This is a genomic window from uncultured Lentibacter sp. (assembly GCF_937123735.1).
Taxonomy (GTDB): domain Bacteria; phylum Pseudomonadota; class Alphaproteobacteria; order Rhodobacterales; family Rhodobacteraceae; genus Lentibacter.
The window spans coordinates 44,046-61,969 of the sequence record NZ_CAKZKL010000024.1 but is presented as its reverse complement, the minus strand read 5'-3'; the positions used below and the strand labels follow the sequence as shown (position 1 = coordinate 61,969).

Annotated in this window: 16 protein-coding genes; 15 read left to right on the top strand and 1 reads right to left on the bottom strand. The window is 61.4% G+C overall.

Translation table 11 applies throughout. The features are described from left to right. Positions 1-13 precede the first annotated feature (13 nt). The 12 genes from xdhA (at position 14) to Q0478_RS05475 (ending at position 14,094) form a co-directional block, all read left to right on the top strand. Positions 14-1,465 (top strand): xanthine dehydrogenase small subunit, encoded by a 1,452-nt coding sequence (gene xdhA, locus Q0478_RS05530; protein WP_298677116.1) that lies wholly within the window; start codon positions 14-16, stop codon positions 1,463-1,465. Then, positions 1,466-3,760, top strand: coding sequence for a xanthine dehydrogenase molybdopterin binding subunit (gene xdhB, locus Q0478_RS05525; RefSeq protein ID WP_298676973.1), 2,295 nt, complete (start codon positions 1,466-1,468; stop codon positions 3,758-3,760). After that, complete coding sequence (xdhC, locus tag Q0478_RS05520) at positions 3,757-4,554, top strand: xanthine dehydrogenase accessory protein XdhC (RefSeq protein ID WP_298676971.1); 798 nt, start codon at positions 3,757-3,759, stop codon at positions 4,552-4,554. The genes xdhB and xdhC overlap by 4 nt, the downstream gene beginning before the upstream one ends. Continuing rightward, the gene (gene guaD, locus Q0478_RS05515) at positions 4,547-5,842 is read left to right on the top strand and encodes a guanine deaminase (RefSeq protein ID WP_298676969.1); all 1,296 of its coding nucleotides are present in this window, start codon (positions 4,547-4,549) and stop codon (positions 5,840-5,842) included. The genes xdhC and guaD overlap by 8 nt, the downstream gene beginning before the upstream one ends. A gap of 3 nt (positions 5,843-5,845) precedes the next feature. Next, positions 5,846-6,619, top strand: a complete 774-nt coding sequence (locus Q0478_RS05510; protein ID WP_298676967.1) for a TIM barrel protein — start codon at positions 5,846-5,848, stop codon at positions 6,617-6,619. Continuing rightward, positions 6,597-8,300 carry an adenine deaminase gene (ade, locus tag Q0478_RS05505; protein ID WP_298676965.1) on the top strand — a complete coding sequence of 568 codons (1,704 nt, stop codon included), beginning with the start codon at positions 6,597-6,599 and terminating at the stop codon, positions 8,298-8,300. The genes Q0478_RS05510 and ade overlap by 23 nt, the downstream gene beginning before the upstream one ends. Positions 8,301-8,360: 60 nt before the next feature. Continuing rightward, positions 8,361-9,725 carry an FAD-dependent oxidoreductase gene (locus tag Q0478_RS05500; protein WP_298676963.1) on the top strand — a complete coding sequence of 455 codons (1,365 nt, stop codon included), beginning with the start codon at positions 8,361-8,363 and terminating at the stop codon, positions 9,723-9,725. Positions 9,726-9,855: 130 nt separating this feature from the next. Next, positions 9,856-10,197 carry an ATP-dependent Clp protease adapter ClpS gene (gene clpS, locus Q0478_RS05495; protein ID WP_298676961.1) on the top strand — a complete coding sequence of 114 codons (342 nt, stop codon included), beginning with the start codon at positions 9,856-9,858 and terminating at the stop codon, positions 10,195-10,197. A gap of 29 nt (positions 10,198-10,226) precedes the next feature. Further along, complete coding sequence (locus Q0478_RS05490; protein ID WP_366914890.1) at positions 10,227-11,219, top strand: methyltransferase; 993 nt, start codon at positions 10,227-10,229, stop codon at positions 11,217-11,219. Between the two features lie 58 nt (positions 11,220-11,277). Continuing rightward, positions 11,278-12,075 (top strand): SDR family NAD(P)-dependent oxidoreductase, encoded by a 798-nt coding sequence (locus tag Q0478_RS05485; protein WP_298676960.1) that lies wholly within the window; start codon positions 11,278-11,280, stop codon positions 12,073-12,075. A gap of 10 nt (positions 12,076-12,085) precedes the next feature. Further along, complete coding sequence (gene hemF, locus Q0478_RS05480; protein ID WP_298676958.1) at positions 12,086-12,964, top strand: oxygen-dependent coproporphyrinogen oxidase; 879 nt, start codon at positions 12,086-12,088, stop codon at positions 12,962-12,964. Between the two features lie 86 nt (positions 12,965-13,050). Next, positions 13,051-14,094, top strand: coding sequence for a cytochrome-c peroxidase (locus tag Q0478_RS05475; RefSeq protein WP_298676956.1), 1,044 nt, complete (start codon positions 13,051-13,053; stop codon positions 14,092-14,094). 110 nt (positions 14,095-14,204) lie between these two features. Here Q0478_RS05475 and hemE read toward each other — a convergent pair whose 3' ends face one another. Next, complete coding sequence (gene hemE / locus Q0478_RS05470; protein WP_298676955.1) at positions 14,205-15,251, bottom strand: uroporphyrinogen decarboxylase; 1,047 nt, start codon at positions 15,249-15,251, stop codon at positions 14,205-14,207. 98 nt (positions 15,252-15,349) lie between these two features. On the opposite strand from hemE, the gene hemC reads away from it, so the two are divergent. The 3 genes from hemC (at position 15,350) to Q0478_RS05455 (ending at position 17,895) form a co-directional block, all read left to right on the top strand. Next, complete coding sequence (gene hemC / locus Q0478_RS05465; RefSeq protein WP_298676953.1) at positions 15,350-16,312, top strand: hydroxymethylbilane synthase; 963 nt, start codon at positions 15,350-15,352, stop codon at positions 16,310-16,312. Then, a complete protein-coding gene (locus tag Q0478_RS05460; RefSeq protein ID WP_298676952.1) occupies positions 16,309-16,815 on the top strand; it encodes a DUF1643 domain-containing protein in 507 nt (168 codons plus the stop codon). The genes hemC and Q0478_RS05460 overlap by 4 nt, the downstream gene beginning before the upstream one ends. 129 nt (positions 16,816-16,944) lie before the next feature. Beyond that, positions 16,945-17,895: a calcium-binding protein gene (locus Q0478_RS05455; protein ID WP_298676950.1), complete on the top strand. Its 951-nt coding sequence runs from the start codon at positions 16,945-16,947 to the stop codon at positions 17,893-17,895. Positions 17,896-17,924 lie beyond the last annotated feature (29 nt).

Below are 17,924 nucleotides of genomic sequence, written 5' to 3'. Positions count from 1 at the left end.
GGCCATGGGCAAGATGCGCCATGAGATCAGATTTATCCTGAACGGTGAGGAGGTGCGGCTGCACGAGCTGGGCGCTCAGCAGACTTTGCTGGATTACCTGCGCATAGCGCGGCGGCTGACGGGCACGAAAGAGGGCTGTGCCGAGGGCGACTGCGGCGCCTGCACCGTGCTTGTCGGGCGGCTGACCGAGGCTGGCTTGCGCTATGAGACGGTGAACGCCTGTATCCGCTTTCTCGCCAGCCTTGATGGGTGCCATGTGGTGACGATCGAGCATCTGCGCGGGGCTGAGGGCGGCCTGCATCCTGTGCAGCAAGCGATGGTGGAGGTGCATGGCAGCCAATGTGGCTTTTGCACGCCGGGCATTGTGATGTCGCTTTATGCGCTGTGGATGGAGGCGGCTGCACCGAGCGATGCGCAGATCGAGACGGCCTTGCAGGGCAATCTTTGCCGCTGCACAGGCTATGAGCCGATCTTCAAGGCGGCGCGGGCGGCAGCGCAGATGGGCGACCCTGCGGCGGATCCGCTGGCGCTTGAGCGTGCTGATGTGGCCAAACGGCTTGCGGCGCTGGCCGATGGCGCGCGAGTGGATGTGAACCGTGCGGGCGACCGTGCGATCTTGCCTGCGCGTGTTGAGGACTTGGCCGAGGTTCTGGCAGAGCACCCGGATGCGACGCTTGTGGCCGGAGCGACAGATGTGGGCCTTTGGGTGACCAAGATGATGAAGCCGATCACCCCTGCGGTGTTTATCGGGCATCTCGTTGAGCTCAGGACTGTGTCTGAAACGGGTTCCTCGCTGCGCATTGGCGCAGGGGCGAGTTACAGCGAGGCCGAGGCGGCGCTGGGCCGCGCCTTTCCGCATATGGTGGATTATTGGCGGCGGATTGCCGGCTGGCAGGTGCGCAATATGGGCACGGTGGGCGGAAATATTGCCAATGGCTCCCCGATTGGCGACACGCCGCCTGTGTTTATCGCGCTGGGCGCAAAGCTGCATTTGCGCAGCGCTGCCGGCCTGCGCGAGATGCCGCTGGAGGATTTTTTCATAGACTACGGCAAGCAGGATTTGCACGCGGGCGAGTTTGTGGAGGCTGTCGAGCTGCCGTTGGCCGAGGCAGGTGTGCACCATGCGGCCTACAAAGTGTCCAAGCGGCGCGACGAGGATATCACCGCCGTTGCGGCGGGCTTTGCCGTGCGTGTGGCGGACGGCAAGATCACTGGTGCGCGCATTGCCTTTGGCGGCATGGCGGCGACGCCCAAGCGCGCGGCCAAGGCCGAGGCGGCGCTGGTGGGGAAACCCTTTGCAGAAGCGAGCTTTGAGGCGGCGGCACAGGCTGTGGCCGAGGATTTTGCCCCGCTGAGCGACTGGCGGGCAACGGCAGACTACCGCAGCCTTGTGGCGGCCAACCTTTTCCGCCGTTTCTGGGCCGAGCAGGGCGCGGGGCAAGTGGCAAGGCTGGAGGGCGTGTAAATGGACGATTTCGGACATACGGGCGCGGACGCCAAGCACGACTCGGCGATCAAGCAGGTGATGGGGGCGGCGGAGTATACTGACGATATTCCGGAGCCGATTGGCACGCTGCACGTTTATCTTGGGTGCTCCAAAGTGGCGCATGGCACCATACGGGCGCTTGATCTGAGCGCTGTGCTGGCCTGCGAGGGTGTTGTTGGGGTTCTGACGGCCAAGGACATTCCGGGGATCAATGATGTGTCCGCCGTTCATGCGGGCGATGAACCTGTCTTTCCTGAAACGACTGTCGAATTTCACGGCCAGCCGCTTTTTGCCGTGGTCGCCGAGAGCCGCGATATTGCGCGGCGGGCGGCGGAGCTTGCGCATGTCAAGATCGACGCGCTGCCGCATGTGCTTGGGCCGCTTGAGGCGATTGCGGCGGGCTACCCTGATGTGACAGCGCCGCTCAAGCTGGAGCGCGGCGATGTGACGGCAGGGTTTGAGGCTTCAAAGCATCATATTGCCGGGCAGATGGCGATTGGCGGGCAGGACCATATGTATCTGGAGGGGCATATCTCTTTTGCTATGCCGGCCGAGGATGAGGATGTGGTCATCTATGCGTCAACCCAGCACCCGAGCGAGGCGCAGATGATTGTTGCGCAGGTGTTGGGTGTGCCGGCGCATTCTGTGGCGGTGAAGGTGCGGCGCATGGGCGGCGGCTTTGGCGGCAAGGAAAGCCAGATGAACCTCTTTGCCGCAGTTGCGGCCATGGCGGCGAAGAAATGGAACCGCCCTGTGAAGATCCGCCCTGACCGCGACCAGGACATGACAGCCACAGGCAAGCGGCACGACTTTGTGGCCGACTATCAGGTGGGATTTGATGCGGACGGGCGCATCGAGGCGGTGGAGGGCCAGTGGGCCGCGCGCTGTGGCTTTGCGGCGGACCTTTCGGGGCCTGTAACCGACCGCGCGCTGTTTCATGCGGACAACGCCTATTTCTACCCGCATGTGCGGCTCACCTCGCGGCCTATGAAGACCAATACGGTGAGCAACACGGCCTTTCGCGGCTTTGGTGGGCCGCAGGGGGTTATCGTTGCGGAGCGGATGATTGAGGAGATTGCCTATGAGCTCGGGCGTGACCCGCTCGATATCCGCAAGGCCAATTTCTACGGGGTGGGCGCGCGCGATGTGACGCCCTACCACCAGCGCGTTGAGGACAATATCCTTGAGCGGCTGGTTGGCGAGCTTGAGGAGACATCAGACTACCGCACGCGGCGCGAAGCGATCATTGCGCACAATGCGAAGGGCGGGATCATCAGGCGCGGGATTGCGCTGACGCCGGTGAAGTTTGGCATCAGCTTCACAGCGACATGGTATAACCAAGCGGGTGCTTTGCTGCATGTCTATAAAGACGGCTCCTTGATGATCAACCACGGCGGAACGGAGATGGGCCAGGGGCTGAACACCAAGGTGGCGCAGGTTGTGGCCGAGGCCTTTGGTGTGCCGCTGGAGGCGGTGAAGATCACCGCCACGGCGACAGACAAAGTGCCCAACACCTCCGCAACGGCGGCCTCCTCGGGGAGTGACCTTAACGGGATGGCGGCGCTGGATGCCTGCGCGCAGATCAAGGCGCGGCTCGTGGCCTATGCGAGCGAGACTTGGGGCGCGAAAGACCTGCGCTTTGAGGGTGGGCAGGTCTTTGCTGGCGATAGGGCCTTTGGCTTTAAGGAGTTCATTGCAGGCGCTTATATGGCGCGTGTGCAGCTTTCGGCGGCAGGGTTTTACAAAACGCCTGAAATCCACTGGGACAGGGCCACGGGCAAGGGGCAGCCGTTTTTCTACTATGCCTATGGCGCGTCTTGCTCGGAGGTGGAGATTGACACGCTCACGGGCGAATACCGGGTGACGCGGGCCGATGTGCTACACGATGTGGGCCGCTCGCTCAACCCCGCCATTGACCGTGGGCAAGTGGAGGGGGCTTTCATCCAAGGGATGGGCTGGCTGACCACCGAGGAGCTTTGGTGGGACGAGACGGGCTGCTTGCGCACCCATGCGCCGAGCACCTACAAGATCCCGCTGGCAAGCGACAAGCCGCGCGAGTTCAACGTGCGCTTGGCGGAGTGGAGCGAGAACCCCAAGCGCACGATCAAGCGCAGCAAGGCGGTGGGCGAGCCGCCGTTTATGCTGGGTATTTCGGTGTTTGAAGCGATCAGCCATGCGGTGGCCTCTGTGGCGGATTACAAGGAATGCCCAAGGTTGGATGCGCCCGCCACGCCAGAACGTGTCTTGATGGCTGTGGAGCGGCTCAAGCGATGAGCGGCCTGGCGGAGTTTCTTAAGCGAGGCGGGCCGATTGTTGAGGTGCGCATTGCCGAGGTGCGCGGCTCTTCCCCGCGTGAGGCGGGCGCGTTTATGCTTGTGGCGGATGGTGCGCTTTGGGGCACTGTGGGCGGCGGGCAGCTGGAATATCTGGCGATAGACGAGGCGCGCGCGCTTGTGCGCTCCGGAGCAGAACACCGTGAGATGAACGTGCCGCTTGGCCCCGAGATCGGCCAATGCTGCGGCGGGCATGTGCGGCTTGAGCTGGGCGTGCTGGACGGCGCTGGCAAGGCGGCACTTTTGGTTGAGGAGGCCGCGCGCGTGGCCGCATTGCCCGAGGTTCTGATCTTTGGCGCGGGGCATGTGGGGCGGGCACTTGCCTATGCCTTTGCGCCCTTGCCCCTGCGCGTGCGGCTTATCGACAGCCGCGCGGAAGAGCTGGCGCGGACAATGGCGAATGTGCAGCAGGTTTGCACGCCCTTGCCCGAAGCCGAGCTGCGCGCGGCGGGGGCAGGAGCGGCCTATATCGTGGCCACCCATGAGCATAGTCTTGATTTTCTGCTGACAGCCGAAGCGCTGGCACGCAATGATGCGGCCTATGTCGGCATGATCGGCTCCAAGACCAAGCGCGCGAAATTTGCGAGCTGGAACGGGGGCGACACGCCCCGGCTTGTCTGCCCGATGGCGGCGGCGCATAAGGGCGACAGGCGGCCCGAGGTGATTGCGGCTTTTGTTGTGGCCGAGGTTCTGGGCGCGCTGAGCGCTGTGACATTGGAGAAAACCCATGGCTGAAACGCTGTTTCTGGGCCGCACCCTGAGCTTTCACCGCCGCCCTGAGGGCGCGGAGGATGTGGGCGCGTTTGACTACCACGAAACAGGCGCTGTGCATGTGAAAGACGGGCGCATTCTGGCCACGGGCGACGCGGCAGAGCTGCGCCGCGCTGCGCCAAAGGCAAAGGTGGTGGACCACCGGCCCCATCTGATTTGCGCCGGGTTTATTGACACACATCTGCATTTTCCGCAGGTGCAGGTCTTGGCGAGCTGGGGCAAGGATCTGCTTGACTGGCTCAACACCTACACTTTCGTTGAGGAGCAGCGCTTTGCCGATATGGCCCATTGCGAGGCGATGGCCACAGGCTTTTATGACGGGCTTTTGAACAACGGCACGACCACGGGCGTGGCCTATGGCTCGGTCCATGCCAGCAGCGCGGAAGCGATGTTTGCCGAAGCAGAGCGGCGTGGCATGTGCATGATTGGCGGTAAAGTGATGATGGATTGTCACGCGCCTGAAGCGCTCTGCGACACGGCGCAGACGGGGTATGACGATAGCCTTGCGCTGATTGCGCGCTGGCACGGCAAGGGGCGGCTTGCCTATGCGATCACCCCGCGCTTTGCGCTGACTTCCAGCCCTGCCCAGCTTGAGGCAGCGGGGGCTCTCTGTGCGGCGCACCCTGAATGCTACATGCAGACCCATGTGAGTGAGAATGTAGACGAGATCGCGCGCGCCAAAGCACTTTATCCTGATGCCCCCGATTATGTTGGCATCTACGAGCGCTACGGCTTGTTGGGTGAGCGGGCCTTGCTGGGCCATGCCATCCACCTTGAGCCACGCGAGATCGAGGTGCTGGCCGAGACGGGGGCAAAGCCTGTGTTTTGCCCTACATCGAACCTGTTTCTCGGCTCGGGGCTTTATGACGATGCGGGGCTGCGCGCACGCGGCATTCACGGGGGGATTGCCACCGATATTGGCGGTGGCACCTCTTACTCGATGCTTCAGACGCTGAATGAGGGTTACAAGGTGTTGCAGCTGCGCGGCCAGCAGATGCACCCCTATCAGGCGTTTGACTGGATCACGCGGGGCAATGCCGAGGCGCTTGGGCTTGCGCGCGAGATTGGCACGCTTGAGGCGGGGAGCGCGGCGGATATGGTTGTGTTGGATGCGCGCGCCACGCCCGAGATGGCGCTGCGTGCCGACCGTATTGGCACGCTCGCAGAAGAGCTTTTCCTTCTGATGATCATGGGCGATGATCGCGCTGTTGTGCAGACCTATGTGGCCGGTGCCGGGCAAAAAGGGGCGTGAGCGGTGCCACGGTTTTCGGCCAATATCTCGATGATGTTCACCGAGCTGCCCTTTGAAGAGCGTTTTAAGGCCGCGCGGCGGGCGGGCTTTGACGCAGTCGAGTTCCTGTTTCCATATGCCTTTGCGGCCGAGAGCCTCGCGGATGTGGTGAGGGACACCGGGTTGGGCCTTTCGGTTTTCAACCTGCCGCCCGGTGACTGGGCCAGCGGCGCGCGCGGGCTGGCCGCGCTGTCTGGGCGCGAGGATGAATTTGCCGAGGGGCTTGAGAGGGCGGCGCGCTATGCCAAGGGGATGGGCGCACAGCAGCTCCACTGCATGGCAGGGATTGCGCAAGGGAAGGCCGCCGAAGCCTGCTATATTGCCAATCTGCGGCGCGCGGCGGACAGGCTTGCGCGCCAAGGCTGCAAGGTGCTGATCGAGCCGATCAACCGCCATGACATGCCGGGGTATTTCCTGCACCGCACGGATCAGGCGCTGGAGTTGTTGCAGCGGATTGATCACGAGAATGTCGCGCTGCAATGGGACATCTACCATCACGAGCGCACGCACGGCGATGCTTTGACGGCTCTGGCCGAGGTTGTCCCTGCTGCGGCGCATATCCAGATTGCGGGTGTGCCTGAGCGCCACGAGCCGCTTGGCTTTGGGGCGCTGTTTGAAGCGCTGGACGTGGCAGGCTATGCTGGCTGGGTGGGGTGCGAGTATCACCCCGTTGGCACCACCAAAGAAGGCCTTGGCTGGCTTGGAGAGGCACGACATGCAGCAAAAACCCGAGCTTGAAGCGCTGATAGACGTGGCGCGCGGCGCGCGGCCTGCCGACACCGTATTGCGCGGTGGGGAGGTGTTTGATGTGGTCACCGGCACGAGGATTGCCGGTGATGTGGCGATTTTTCAGGGCGTGATCGCGGGTATTGGCGCGCAGTATGAGGCCGCTGACATTGTGGATGTGAGCGGGCTGACGCTTGTGCCTGGCTTCATCGACACGCATTTGCATGTGGAAAGCTCGCTTGTGACGCCGCATGAGTTTGACCGCTGCGTGACACCGAGGGGTGTGACCACGGCGATCTGTGATCCGCATGAGATTGCCAATGTGATTGGCGTGGCGGGCCTTGAGTATTTTCTTGAGGCCGCTCAATGCCTTGTGATGGATTTGCGGGTGAACCTGAGTTCCTGTGTGCCCTCCACCGAGATGGAGACAGCCGGGGCGCGGATCGAGGCGACCGACCTTGCGCCGCTGATGCGCCACCCGCAGGTGAGCGGCTTGGCCGAGGTGATGAATTATCCCGGAGTGATCCACCAAGACGCAGGGCTTATGGCCAAGCTCAAGCTTTTTGAGGGCCAGCATATCGATGGCCACGCTCCGCTGCTCTCGGGGGTGGACCTGAATGCTTATGTGAGTGCGGGCATTCGCACCGAGCATGAGGCAACCAGCGCCGCCGAGGCGCGCGAGAAGCTGCAAAAGGGGCTGCGCGTGCTCATTCGCGAGGGCTCTGTGAGCAAGGATCTGGAGGCCTTGGCGGAGCTGTTGGACGATTTTACCTCGCCCTACATGTGCCTTTGCACGGATGACCGCAATCCGCTGGACATCGCCGAGGAGGGGCATCTGGATTATATGATCCGCCGGCTGATTGCGCGCGGCTGTAGTGCGCGGGCGGTTTACCGTGCGGCGAGCCTGTCGGCGGCAGAGGCGTTCGGAATGAAGGACAGGGGGCAGATTGCGCCGGGCAAGCGGGCTGATATTGTGGCGGTGAAGAGCCTTGAGGCGTGTGATGTGAAAATGGTCTGGGCGCAAGGAGTGCTGGCCAGCCAGGAGGCTTTTGCGAAGCGGCGCCTCGTCAGCCCTGTCGGGCGGGCCTCGGTGAAGGCGCCGCGGGTGACACCAGAGGCCTTTCGCACTGGCGGCAACCGCAGCGAGACGGATGTGATCGGAATCATCGAGGGCAAGATCATCACCGAGCATTTGCACGCGCATATTCCGATTGTGGACGGGGACAAGCGCCCGGATGTGGGCCGCGACCTTGTGAAGATTGCCGTGATTGAGCGGCACGGGAAGAACGGAAATATCGCCACGGGATTTGTGCGCGGGTTTGGGCTCAGGCGCGGGGCGATTGCCTCGACGGTTTGCCATGATCATCACAATATTGCGGTTGTGGGCGTTGACTATGAGGATATGGCGCTTGCCGCGAACCGGCTTGGAGAGATCGAGGGCGGGTTTGTGGTGGTTTGTGAGGGCGCTGTGCTGGCCGAAATTGCCTTGCCGGTTGCCGGCTTGATGAGCCTTGCGCCTTTTGAGGCGGTGCGCGAGGCTTTGGGCCCGTTGCGGGCCGCAGCACGCCAGCTCGGGGTGGGTTTGCACGAGCCGTTCTTGCAGCTTGCCTTTCTCGCTTTGCCCGTGATTCCGGCGCTGAAAATAACCGATCGCGGGCTTGTGGATGTGACCGCTTTTGAGATCATTGGGTGAGGCGCTTGCGGCCGTGGGCGCTGTGAGTATTTTTGCCAAGAAAAAGCAGGGGAGGCTTTTATGGGCGAGGTCATTCTGGAACCCGCGCGGGAGACGGCGATTATCCACCGCACCGATGTGCTTGTGGTGGGAGCCGGGCCCGGCGGGCTGGCGGCGGCTTTGGCAGCTGCGCGGGCCGGTGTTGAGGTGTGCCTGGTCGAGCGCTTTGGCTGTTATGGCGGCAACATCACTGTTGTCGGGGTAGAGGGTTTTGCCTGGTATCGCCATGAGGCGACTGTGGAGGCCGGCGGGATCGGGCATGAATTTGAGGCCCGCGCCAAGGCCATGGGCGCTGCGGTGCCTGAGAGCCAGTCGTTGTCTTATGAATTGGACAGCGAGGGCTTCAAGTTGGTGGCGGACCGTTTGGTGGAGGAGGCGGGTGTGCACGGGATGCTGCATCGTGCCTTCGTGGCCCCTGTGATGGAGGGCAATGCGATTGTGGGCATTGTTGTTGAGAGCAAGGCGGGGCGTGAGGCTATTTTGGCCAAGCGGGTGATTGATGCAACCGGGGATGCGGATATTGCCGCGCGGGCAGGCGCGCCGGTTTTCAAGACCCCATTGGAAGAGGTGCAGGCGGCCAGTGTGATGTTTCATATCGCAGGCGTGGACAAAACCCGTTTCATGGAGGGCGTGCGCGCCGATCCGCAGACTTACAAGGATTGGTCGAGCGGTGAGTGGGAGGTTGAGACGGATGGCAAAGAAGACGCTCTGTTTTCGCCGTTTTTGGGAAAGCCCTTTGCCCAGGCCATTCGCGACGGGCTATTGCCAGCGGAGTTGAACACCATTGGCGGCACCTGGGGTGCTGTGCATGACAGTGGCGAGATGACCTATATGAACCTTGTGCATCTGGCTGGCTGCGATGGTGTGGATCCGGACAGCCTGACCCGTTTTGAGGTTGAGGGGCGCCGCCAGGCGATGCAGGCGATTGAGGTGTTGCGGCGCTACACACCCGGCTGTGAAGGGGCCCGGCTGCGCAACTTTGGCATGTCGATCGGGATTCGGGACAGCCGCAAGATTGATGCGCTTTATAATATGACCGAGGCGGATGTGCGCAATCAGGCGCGGTTTGAAGACAGTATCGGGATTTATCCCGAGTTTATTGACGGTTACGGAATATTGATTATCCCCACCACGGGGCGTTACATGCATATTCCCTACCGGGCCATGCTGCCCAAGGGGGTGGAAAACCTGCTTGTGGCAGGGCGGGCGATTGGCGGGGACAAGGTGGCCCATGCCGCGACCCGCAATATGGCCTGCTGCGCCGTGGCCGGACAGGGCGCGGGGGTGGCAGCAGCGCTGTCGGTGCGCTTGGGCCAGCCGTTGCACGCTGTGGCGATTGGGGATGTGCAATCTGAATTGCTGCGGCAGGGGGTGCGGTTGCACTGAGCTTGCACAGAACTTGCACAGAGCTTGCACAGTGCGGGTGGCTGTTTTACCTCATTGCCTGCGGCCCCCTTTTCAGAGGGGGATATGGCGTTATATAGAGCGAAGACCATGGACAAAGATGTCAGGCGTTATGCAAGAGACAGCGATCATTAGAATGGGCGATGGTGATGATGACGGAGGAGATACCTCGGTTCTCACCAAGACCCGCGCCAAGACGAAACGGCCGCCGCTCTACAAGGTGATGCTGCTCAATGACGATTACACGCCGATGGAGTTTGTCGTGCATGTGTTGGAGCGCTTCTTTGGGATGGACCATGCGCAGGCTTTTGAAATTATGTTGACGGTGCACAAGCGCGGGCTTGCTGTTGTTGGCGTTTTCTCTCATGAGATTGCGGAAACAAAGGTGACGCAGGTTATGGATCTTGCGCATCAGCATCAGCATCCGCTGCAATGCACAATGGAGAAAGAGTGAGGCCCGGCCTCGCCCTGAAGGGAATACCCATGATGGATACGCGTTTGTCACTCGCGCTTGAGGCGGGGCATGTGAGCCTGCCCGAAGCGGGCGAGATTGTTGTCTTGGGCGCTGCCGGGCAAAGCCTGGCGGGGTTGCCCAGAGAGCGGCTTTTGGTTGTGTGTGATGATGTTGTTGCGGCGCGCAGCTATGAGGCGCAGGGCTATGCTGTCCGGACCGAACTGCCCGATGCGGCGGCGGGCGCGGTTGTCATGGTGCCGCGCGGGCGGCTGGAGGGGCGGGTGCTTTTTGCCCATGCCGCGCGCCTCACTGGCGGGGCGATTGTTGTGGATGGTGTGAAGACCGATGGCATTGACAGCCATTACAAGGAGCTGCGCAAGCGTGGCGCTTGTTCAGCAGCCTACAGCAAGGCCCATGGCAAGATTTTCAGTTGCACGGTGGCGCCGGATGCACTTGCCGACTGGCGGGATGCTGGCGCGGGTGGGGAAAATCTGGAGGGTTTTTTCACTGTCCCGGGAGTTTTCTCGGCCGATAAGGCGGACGAAGGCTCGCGCCTGTTGCGGGCTGTTCTGCCAGAGAAGCTTGGCAAGGAGGTTGCGGACCTTGGGGCCGGCTGGGGCTATCTTGCGCAGAGTATCCTGGAGCGTGAAGCGGTTGAGACGCTTCATCTTGTTGAGGCCAGCCATGCGGCATTGGGCTGCGCCAAGCGCAACATCGGCGATGAGCGGGCGCAGTTTCACTGGGCCGATGCCACATGTTGGCAGCCGCGCGCCTCGCTTGATTCGGTCGTGATGAACCCGCCGTTTCATACGGGGCGCAAAGGGGTCCCCGCATTGGGGCAGGCCTTTATTGTGGCTGCGGCCGCTGCCCTGAAAGGGGTGGGGCATCTTTATATGGTGGCCAACCGACACCTGCCTTATGAGGAGGTGCTGCGGGCCAATTTTGCCTTTGTGGAGGAGCTTGAGGGCGGCAACAGCCGTTTCAAGCTGTTTCATGCGGCCAAGCCACCTCGCAAGCGTTAGGGTTTTCGACTAAGAATCGGTCAAGTTTTGGCTGCGGGATTCGATCAAAGGAGCGCTCATGTCGCTTTCAATTACCGGTAAAACTGCAATTGTGACGGGGGCGGCCAATGGCGTGGGCCTCGCGATTGCGCGGCATTTTGTCGACAAGGGGGCAAATGTCATGTTTGCCGATATGGACGACGAGGCCTTGAGCAAGGAGGTTGGGGTGCAGGAGGAAGGCAGCCCGATCCGGGCGTTTGCCGGTGATCTGCGCGAAAAGCTGACGCTCGCCAATTTGCTGTCGGCCACGATTGATGCCTTTGACAGGGTGGATATCCTCGTCAATGCCTCGCGGCAGGTGATCGCTTCTGATCCGCTCAACCCGGATGATGATGCGGTGGAAATGGCTTTGCAGCAGAATTTGATGACCTCGCTGCGCTTGAGCCAGCTTATTGCCAAGCGGATGATCAAGCAGAACAAGGAAGAGGAAGGGCCTGCGGGCTCCATCATCAACCTGTCATCTATCTTGTCGCGCCGTGCCCATCCGCAGCTCATGGCCCTGTCGGTTTCCAACGCGGCGCTTGAACAAATGACCCGGTCGTTGGCTGTGGCCCTGGCGCCCGAGCGGATCCGGGTGAATGCGGTGGCGATGGGCTCTGTGATGAGCGCGAGCCTGCAAGAGCACCTCAAGGGGAACCCGGATTTCAGGAGTGTGATTGAAAAAGGCACCCCGATGGGCCGGATTGCCAGCGCAACCGAGCTGGCAGAGGCGGTGCAGTTTTTGGCGTCTGATGGCGCTGGGTTCATGACGGGGCAGATTTTGACGGTTGACGGCGGGCGCACCTTGCTTGACCCGGTAACAGCCCCCGCACATTGAGGAGCTTTTTATGAGCGATATGACAGATGAAAAGGCGCGGGCGAGCGCTTGGTTTCGAAAGCTGCGTGACGAGATTGTGGCAGCCTTTGAGGGGCTGGAAGACGCTTTTGAGGCGCCTGCCGCCGCAGGCCGCTTTGAGGTGAGTGAGACCACGCGAAACGCAAACGACGGCACAGATGCGGGTGGCGGTTTGATGTCTGTCATGCGCGGCGGGCGTGTGTTTGAGAAGGTCGGCGTGAATATCTCGACGGTGTATGGCACTTTGGGTGCGCGGGCGCAGGCGGCGATGGCCGCGCGCAAGGGGCTGGATGGCATGGCCGAAGACCCGCGTTTCTGGGCTTCGGGGATCAGCCTTGTGGCGCATATGCAGAATCCGCACAGCCCGGCGGTGCATATGAACACGCGGATGTTCTGGACGCCGCATGGCTGGTGGTTTGGTGGCGGATCAGACCTCAACCCCTGTATCGAATACGCCGAAGACACCGCGCATTTTCATGCTGTGCAAAAAGAGCATTGCGACCGGCATGGCGCGGCGCTTTATCCGCGCCTGAAGGACTGGGCCGACGAATATTTCTACATTCCGCACCGCAAGCGCGCGCGGGGCGTGGGCGGGATTTTTCTCGATGATCACAACACGGGCGACTGGGAAGCGGACTTTGCGCTCATTCAGGATATCGGCCGCGCCTTTTTGCCTGCCTTTGTGCCGCTGACGGAAAAGCGGATGGCGCAACCTTGGGGTGCGGCAGAAAAAGACAAGCAGCTTGTCCACCGCGGGCTTTATGCGGAATACAACCTTGTTTACGACCGAGGAACGAAATTCGGCCTGGAAACCGGGCATGATGCCAACGCCGTTTTGATGAGTCTGCCGCCTTTGGCGAAGTGGATTTGATTTGGGTCATATTTAACATGCAGTGAGTCGAATACGATATGTCGTGAAGGAAGCGCGCTCTAACGGAATTGGAGGATGCCTGCGCCATGCGACATTTCTTTTTGACATCTGGCACAGCGCTTGCGCTCGTCTCTGCGAGTGCGGTTTATGCGAGCGATCTGCGCAACGAGGCGCTGGAGTTGTTTGCCCCTTTGCCGTCGACCATCCCTGCGGTGAAGGACAACCTGATTACCCCTGAAAAGATAGAGCTTGGCAAGGCGCTGTTCTTTGATCCGCGCATGTCGGCCTCGGGGGTGTTTTCCTGCAACTCCTGCCACAACCTTGCCACGGGTGGCGATGACAACATGCCCACCTCTATTGGCCATGGCTGGCAGAAGGGGCCGCGCAACTCGCCCACTGTGCTGAACTCGGTGTTCAATGAAGCGCAGTTCTGGGACGGGCGCGCGCCTGATCTTGCGGCGCAGGCCAAAGGCCCTGTGCAAGCAGGTGTCGAGATGGCGAACACGCCTGAAAATGTGATCGCGACGCTCAATTCGATGCCGCAATATGTGGCGTGGTTTAACGCGTCTTTCCCCGGCGAGGCGGACCCTGTGAGCTTTGACAACTTCGCCAAGGCGATTGAGGCTTACGAAGCCACGCTGATCACGCCGGCGCCGTTTGATGCCTGGCTCAATGGCGATGATGCGGCGATGAGCGAAGAGCAGGTTGCGGGGCTAGAGCTGTTTGTGGAGAAGGGCTGTGCCTCGTGCCACAACGGGATCAACCTTGGTGGCAATGGCTATTACCCCTTCGGGTTGATCGAAAAGCCCGGCGCAGACATTTTGCCGCCCGACGACAAGGGCCGCTTTGCCGTGACCGAGACAGCCGATGATGAATATGTCTTCCGCGCCTCGCCGCTGCGCAACATTGACCAGACCGCGCCTTACTTTCATTCGGGTCTTGTCTGGGATCTGAAAGCCGCTGTGCAGATCATGGGCGAAAGCCAGCTTGGCGAAGACCTGAGCGCAGAGGAGGCTGACAAGATTGTTGCTTTCCTTGGCAGCCTGACAGGAGAAGTGCCCGAGGTGGTCTACCCGATCTTGCCCGCCGAGACAGCCGAGACACCAAGACCGACAGGCGAGGTCAAATAACTCAGAGTTTTGTATGGGAACGAGTGCCGGTTTACCTTTGATGAGTGGTGTTTTGACAGGGAAGCGCGCCTTGCGGGGCGCGCTTCTTTGTGTGGTGGGCTTTGGGCGCCTTACCGCTGGCGCACCGTATCAATCATCAGCTGCACATTTTCGGGGTCGGCATCGGGGGTGATGCCGTGGCCGAGATTGAAGATGTGGGGGCCGTTTTTGAGCGCGTCCACGATCTTGCGGGTTTCGCGCACGAGGTCTTCGCCGCCTGTGACCATATGCGATGACTTGAGGTTGCCTTGCACGCAGCCGCCTGTTTGCACATTGGCGGCGGCCCATTCGGCTGTGACGCCATCATCGAGCGCGATACACTCGGCGCCGATGGCGGCGTGCAGACCCGTGTAGCGCTCGCCTGCGCCGCGCGGGAAGGCGATGACGGGTGTGTCCGGGTGCAGCTTTTTGAGCGCGGCGGTGATCTCGGCGGCGGGCTTGACGGCGTAATTGATGAAATCATCGCCCTTGAGCGAGCCTGCCCAGCTGTCAAAGATTTTCACAACTTCCGCGCCTGCTTTGATCTGCTCGGAGAGGTAGAGAATTGTCGCCTGCGTGATTCGGGCCAAAAGGGCCTCAAAAACTGCGCGATTGCCCTCTTTGAGGGCGTGGGCTGGCCCCTGGTCGGGCGTGCCACGACCGGCGATCATATAGGTGGCCACTGTCCAGGGCGCGCCTGCAAAGCCGATGAGCGTGGTTTCAGAGGGCAGCTCGCGGCTGAGGAGCTTGACGGTCTCATAAACCGGGGAGAGGTGTTCGTGGATCGCATCGGCGGGCTTGAGCGCGTCAAAGCCCGATGCGTCGGTGATGGTTGAAAGGCGCGGGCCCTCGCCTGTGACAAACCACAGGTCTGCACCCAGAGCCTGCGGCACGAGCAGGATATCGGCAAAAAGGATGGCCGCATCAAAGCCGTAGCGGCGGATGGGCTGGAGCGTGACTTCACAGGCGAGCTCGGAGTTATAGCAAAGCGAGAGGAAATCACCGGCCTCTGCCCGTGTGGCGCGATACTCGGGCAGGTAGCGGCCTGCCTGGCGCATCATCCAGATGGGAGGGGTTTCAAGCGTTTCGCCTGCCAATGCGCGCAGGATTTTTTTCTGCCCCGGTTTCGTCTCGGCCATATCACTCTCCTCTTGGGTGGATCTGTCGTCCCTCGGCTGCGGCGCGATGTCAAGCAAGAGCCGCTTGAAAGGACAAAGCGCCGCGTCTAACAGGGGGTATGGTAAAAAAGCTTCCCACCCCCGCCACACCCCTCAAGATCGGCACGCGCGGCTCGCCCTTGGCGCTGGCGCAGGCCTATGAGACCCGTGCCCGCCTTGCCCAGGCCTTTGAGCTGCCGCATGAGGCCTTTGAAATTGTTGTCATCAAAACCACGGGTGATGACGCCGCGCTGATTGCCAAAGACAAGCCTCTCAAGGAGTTGGGCGGCAAGGGGCTGTTTACCAAGGAGATCGAAGAGCAGCTCTTGGATGGCTCTATCGACATTGCTGTGCATTCGATGAAGGACATGCCCACTTTGCAGCCTGCGGGGCTGTTGCTGGACACCTACCTGCCGCGGGAAGATGTGCGCGATGCCTTTGTGTGCCTCAAGTATGCTTCGCTGGCCGAGGTGCCTGCGGGCGCGGTTATGGGCAGCTCTTCCTTGCGCCGCCGGGCCCAGCTTGCGGTGAAGCGGCCCGATCTGACGCTGGCGGAGTTTCGCGGCAACGTGCAGACTCGCCTGAAGAAGCTTGAGGAAGGCGTGGCCGATGCGACCTTTCTGGCGATGGCCGGCCTCACGCGGCTTGGCATGATCGGGCAGGTGCCGGCGACAGCGATCGAGGTGACCGATATGCTCCCTGCCGTGGCGCAAGGCGCGATCGGGATCGAGCGGCGCGCAGAGGATACGCGCGTGGCTGATATGCTCGCCGCAATCCACGATGTGCAAACGGGCCAGCGGCTGGTGGCTGAACGGGCCTTTCTGGCGGCGCTGGACGGGTCTTGCGAAACACCGATTGCGGGGCTGGCTGAGCTAGAGGGCGGCACGTTGCGCCTGCGTGGCGAGGTGCTGCGGCCCGATGGCAGCGAGGCGCTGAACGAGGATATGCGTGCACCGCTGGAAGACGGTGCCGAGCTTGGGCGCGAGATGGCGGCCAAGCTGCTTGCGCGGGCCGGCAAAGGCTTCTTTGACTGGCGCGGATGATCACGCGCAGCCATATCAAGGGCGACGCTCCTTCAATTGCCGTGTATTCCGATTGTGAGCGCTATCGCTATCTGCTCACGCGGATCTGGGAGCCCGAAGGGCGGCGGGCGCTCTTCATCATGCTCAACCCCTCGACGGCAACCGAGGTGCAGAATGACCCGACCGTGGAGCGCTGCGAGCGGCGCGCGCGGGCGCTTGGGTTTGGCGGGTTTCGTGTGGCGAATATTTTTGCTTGGCGCGACACAGACCCCAAGAACATGCGGGCGGCCGATGCGCCTGTGGGGGCGCAAAACGATGCCCAGATTGTTGAAAGTTGTGATTGGGCCGACCAGATCATTGCCGCTTGGGGCGCGCATGGGGACCACCTTGGGCGTGGCGCCGCCATGGAGACCATCTTGCGCAAAACCGGCAGGCCGGTGTTTCACCTTGGCCTGACCAAGGCGGGCCACCCCAAGCATCCGCTTTACATCTCCTATGCGCAGCAGCCCCAACGCTGGTTCTGACTGGAGTGGGCCAAGGCCGCTCAAATTGTAATCGAAAATCACATGAACAGTTAACCAGAGTCGTGGTATAGCTTTGACTTGAGGGGGTTTTTCTGGCTTTTTCAAGCTGGTTTAGAGTGGAGTTCTGCCATGATGTTGCTTGCAGGATTGATGGGTATGGCGCTTGTTGGCGCGACTGTTTTTGTCGGCTTTGACGGCAGTGCAGAAGACGAGGACCCTAACTTTCCCACAGCGCCAACAGATGACACCGATCTTGGCAGTATTCTTGTGGGCAGTGACGCTGCCGAGGCCATGTTGGGCACCGGTGGGGCCGACCAGATCAACGGATATGATGGCGCAGACAGCATTGACGGTGGGGCCGGGCGAGATGAGTTACATGGCTGGACAGGAGATGACAGGCTGATGGGCGGTATAGGCGATGACCGCCTTCACGGCGAAGATGGGGCCGATGTGCTCTATGGGCAGGGCGGCAATGATGCGCTCTATGGCCACAATGGCGCAGATAACCTCTCTGGGGGTGATGGCGCAGATATGCTTCAGGGCAGTGCGGGCGATGACCGGCTGTGGGGTGACAGCGGCGACGATGCCTTGCATGGCGGGCTTGACCACGACACCCTGGCCGGCGGCGCGGGGCAAGACACGCTTTTTGGCGGTTGGGGCGATGATATGTTGGACGGCCGAGAAACAGGCCTGGCGGAGCAGGATTTCTTGAACGGCGGTGGCGGTGACGATAGCATCGTTGCTGGTGGCAATGATATTGTCACAGCGGGCGAGGGGGCAGATTTTATCTTTGTGGGTGATTGGATCAATCCGGGCGAGGAAGCACATGTGCAGGATTTTGACCCCGCGCAAGACAGTCTGGTCATTGTGTTTGACGACGCCCTTGGAGGCGATTTGACCCCAGACATCCGCCTCGCTCAGGACGGTCTCGACCCGGAGGTGACGCATATCTTGATGAATGGCGAGATGATTGCAGCCGTGAATGCCGAGGCGGGCTTTGCGATGGAAGATTTGCTGATCATGGCCCAGAGCGATGCTGCGGCCTTCTTTGGCAATGAGCCTCCTGTGTTGGGCGCGTAGGTCCAGAAAAGGCTTTTCAACCCGTTGGA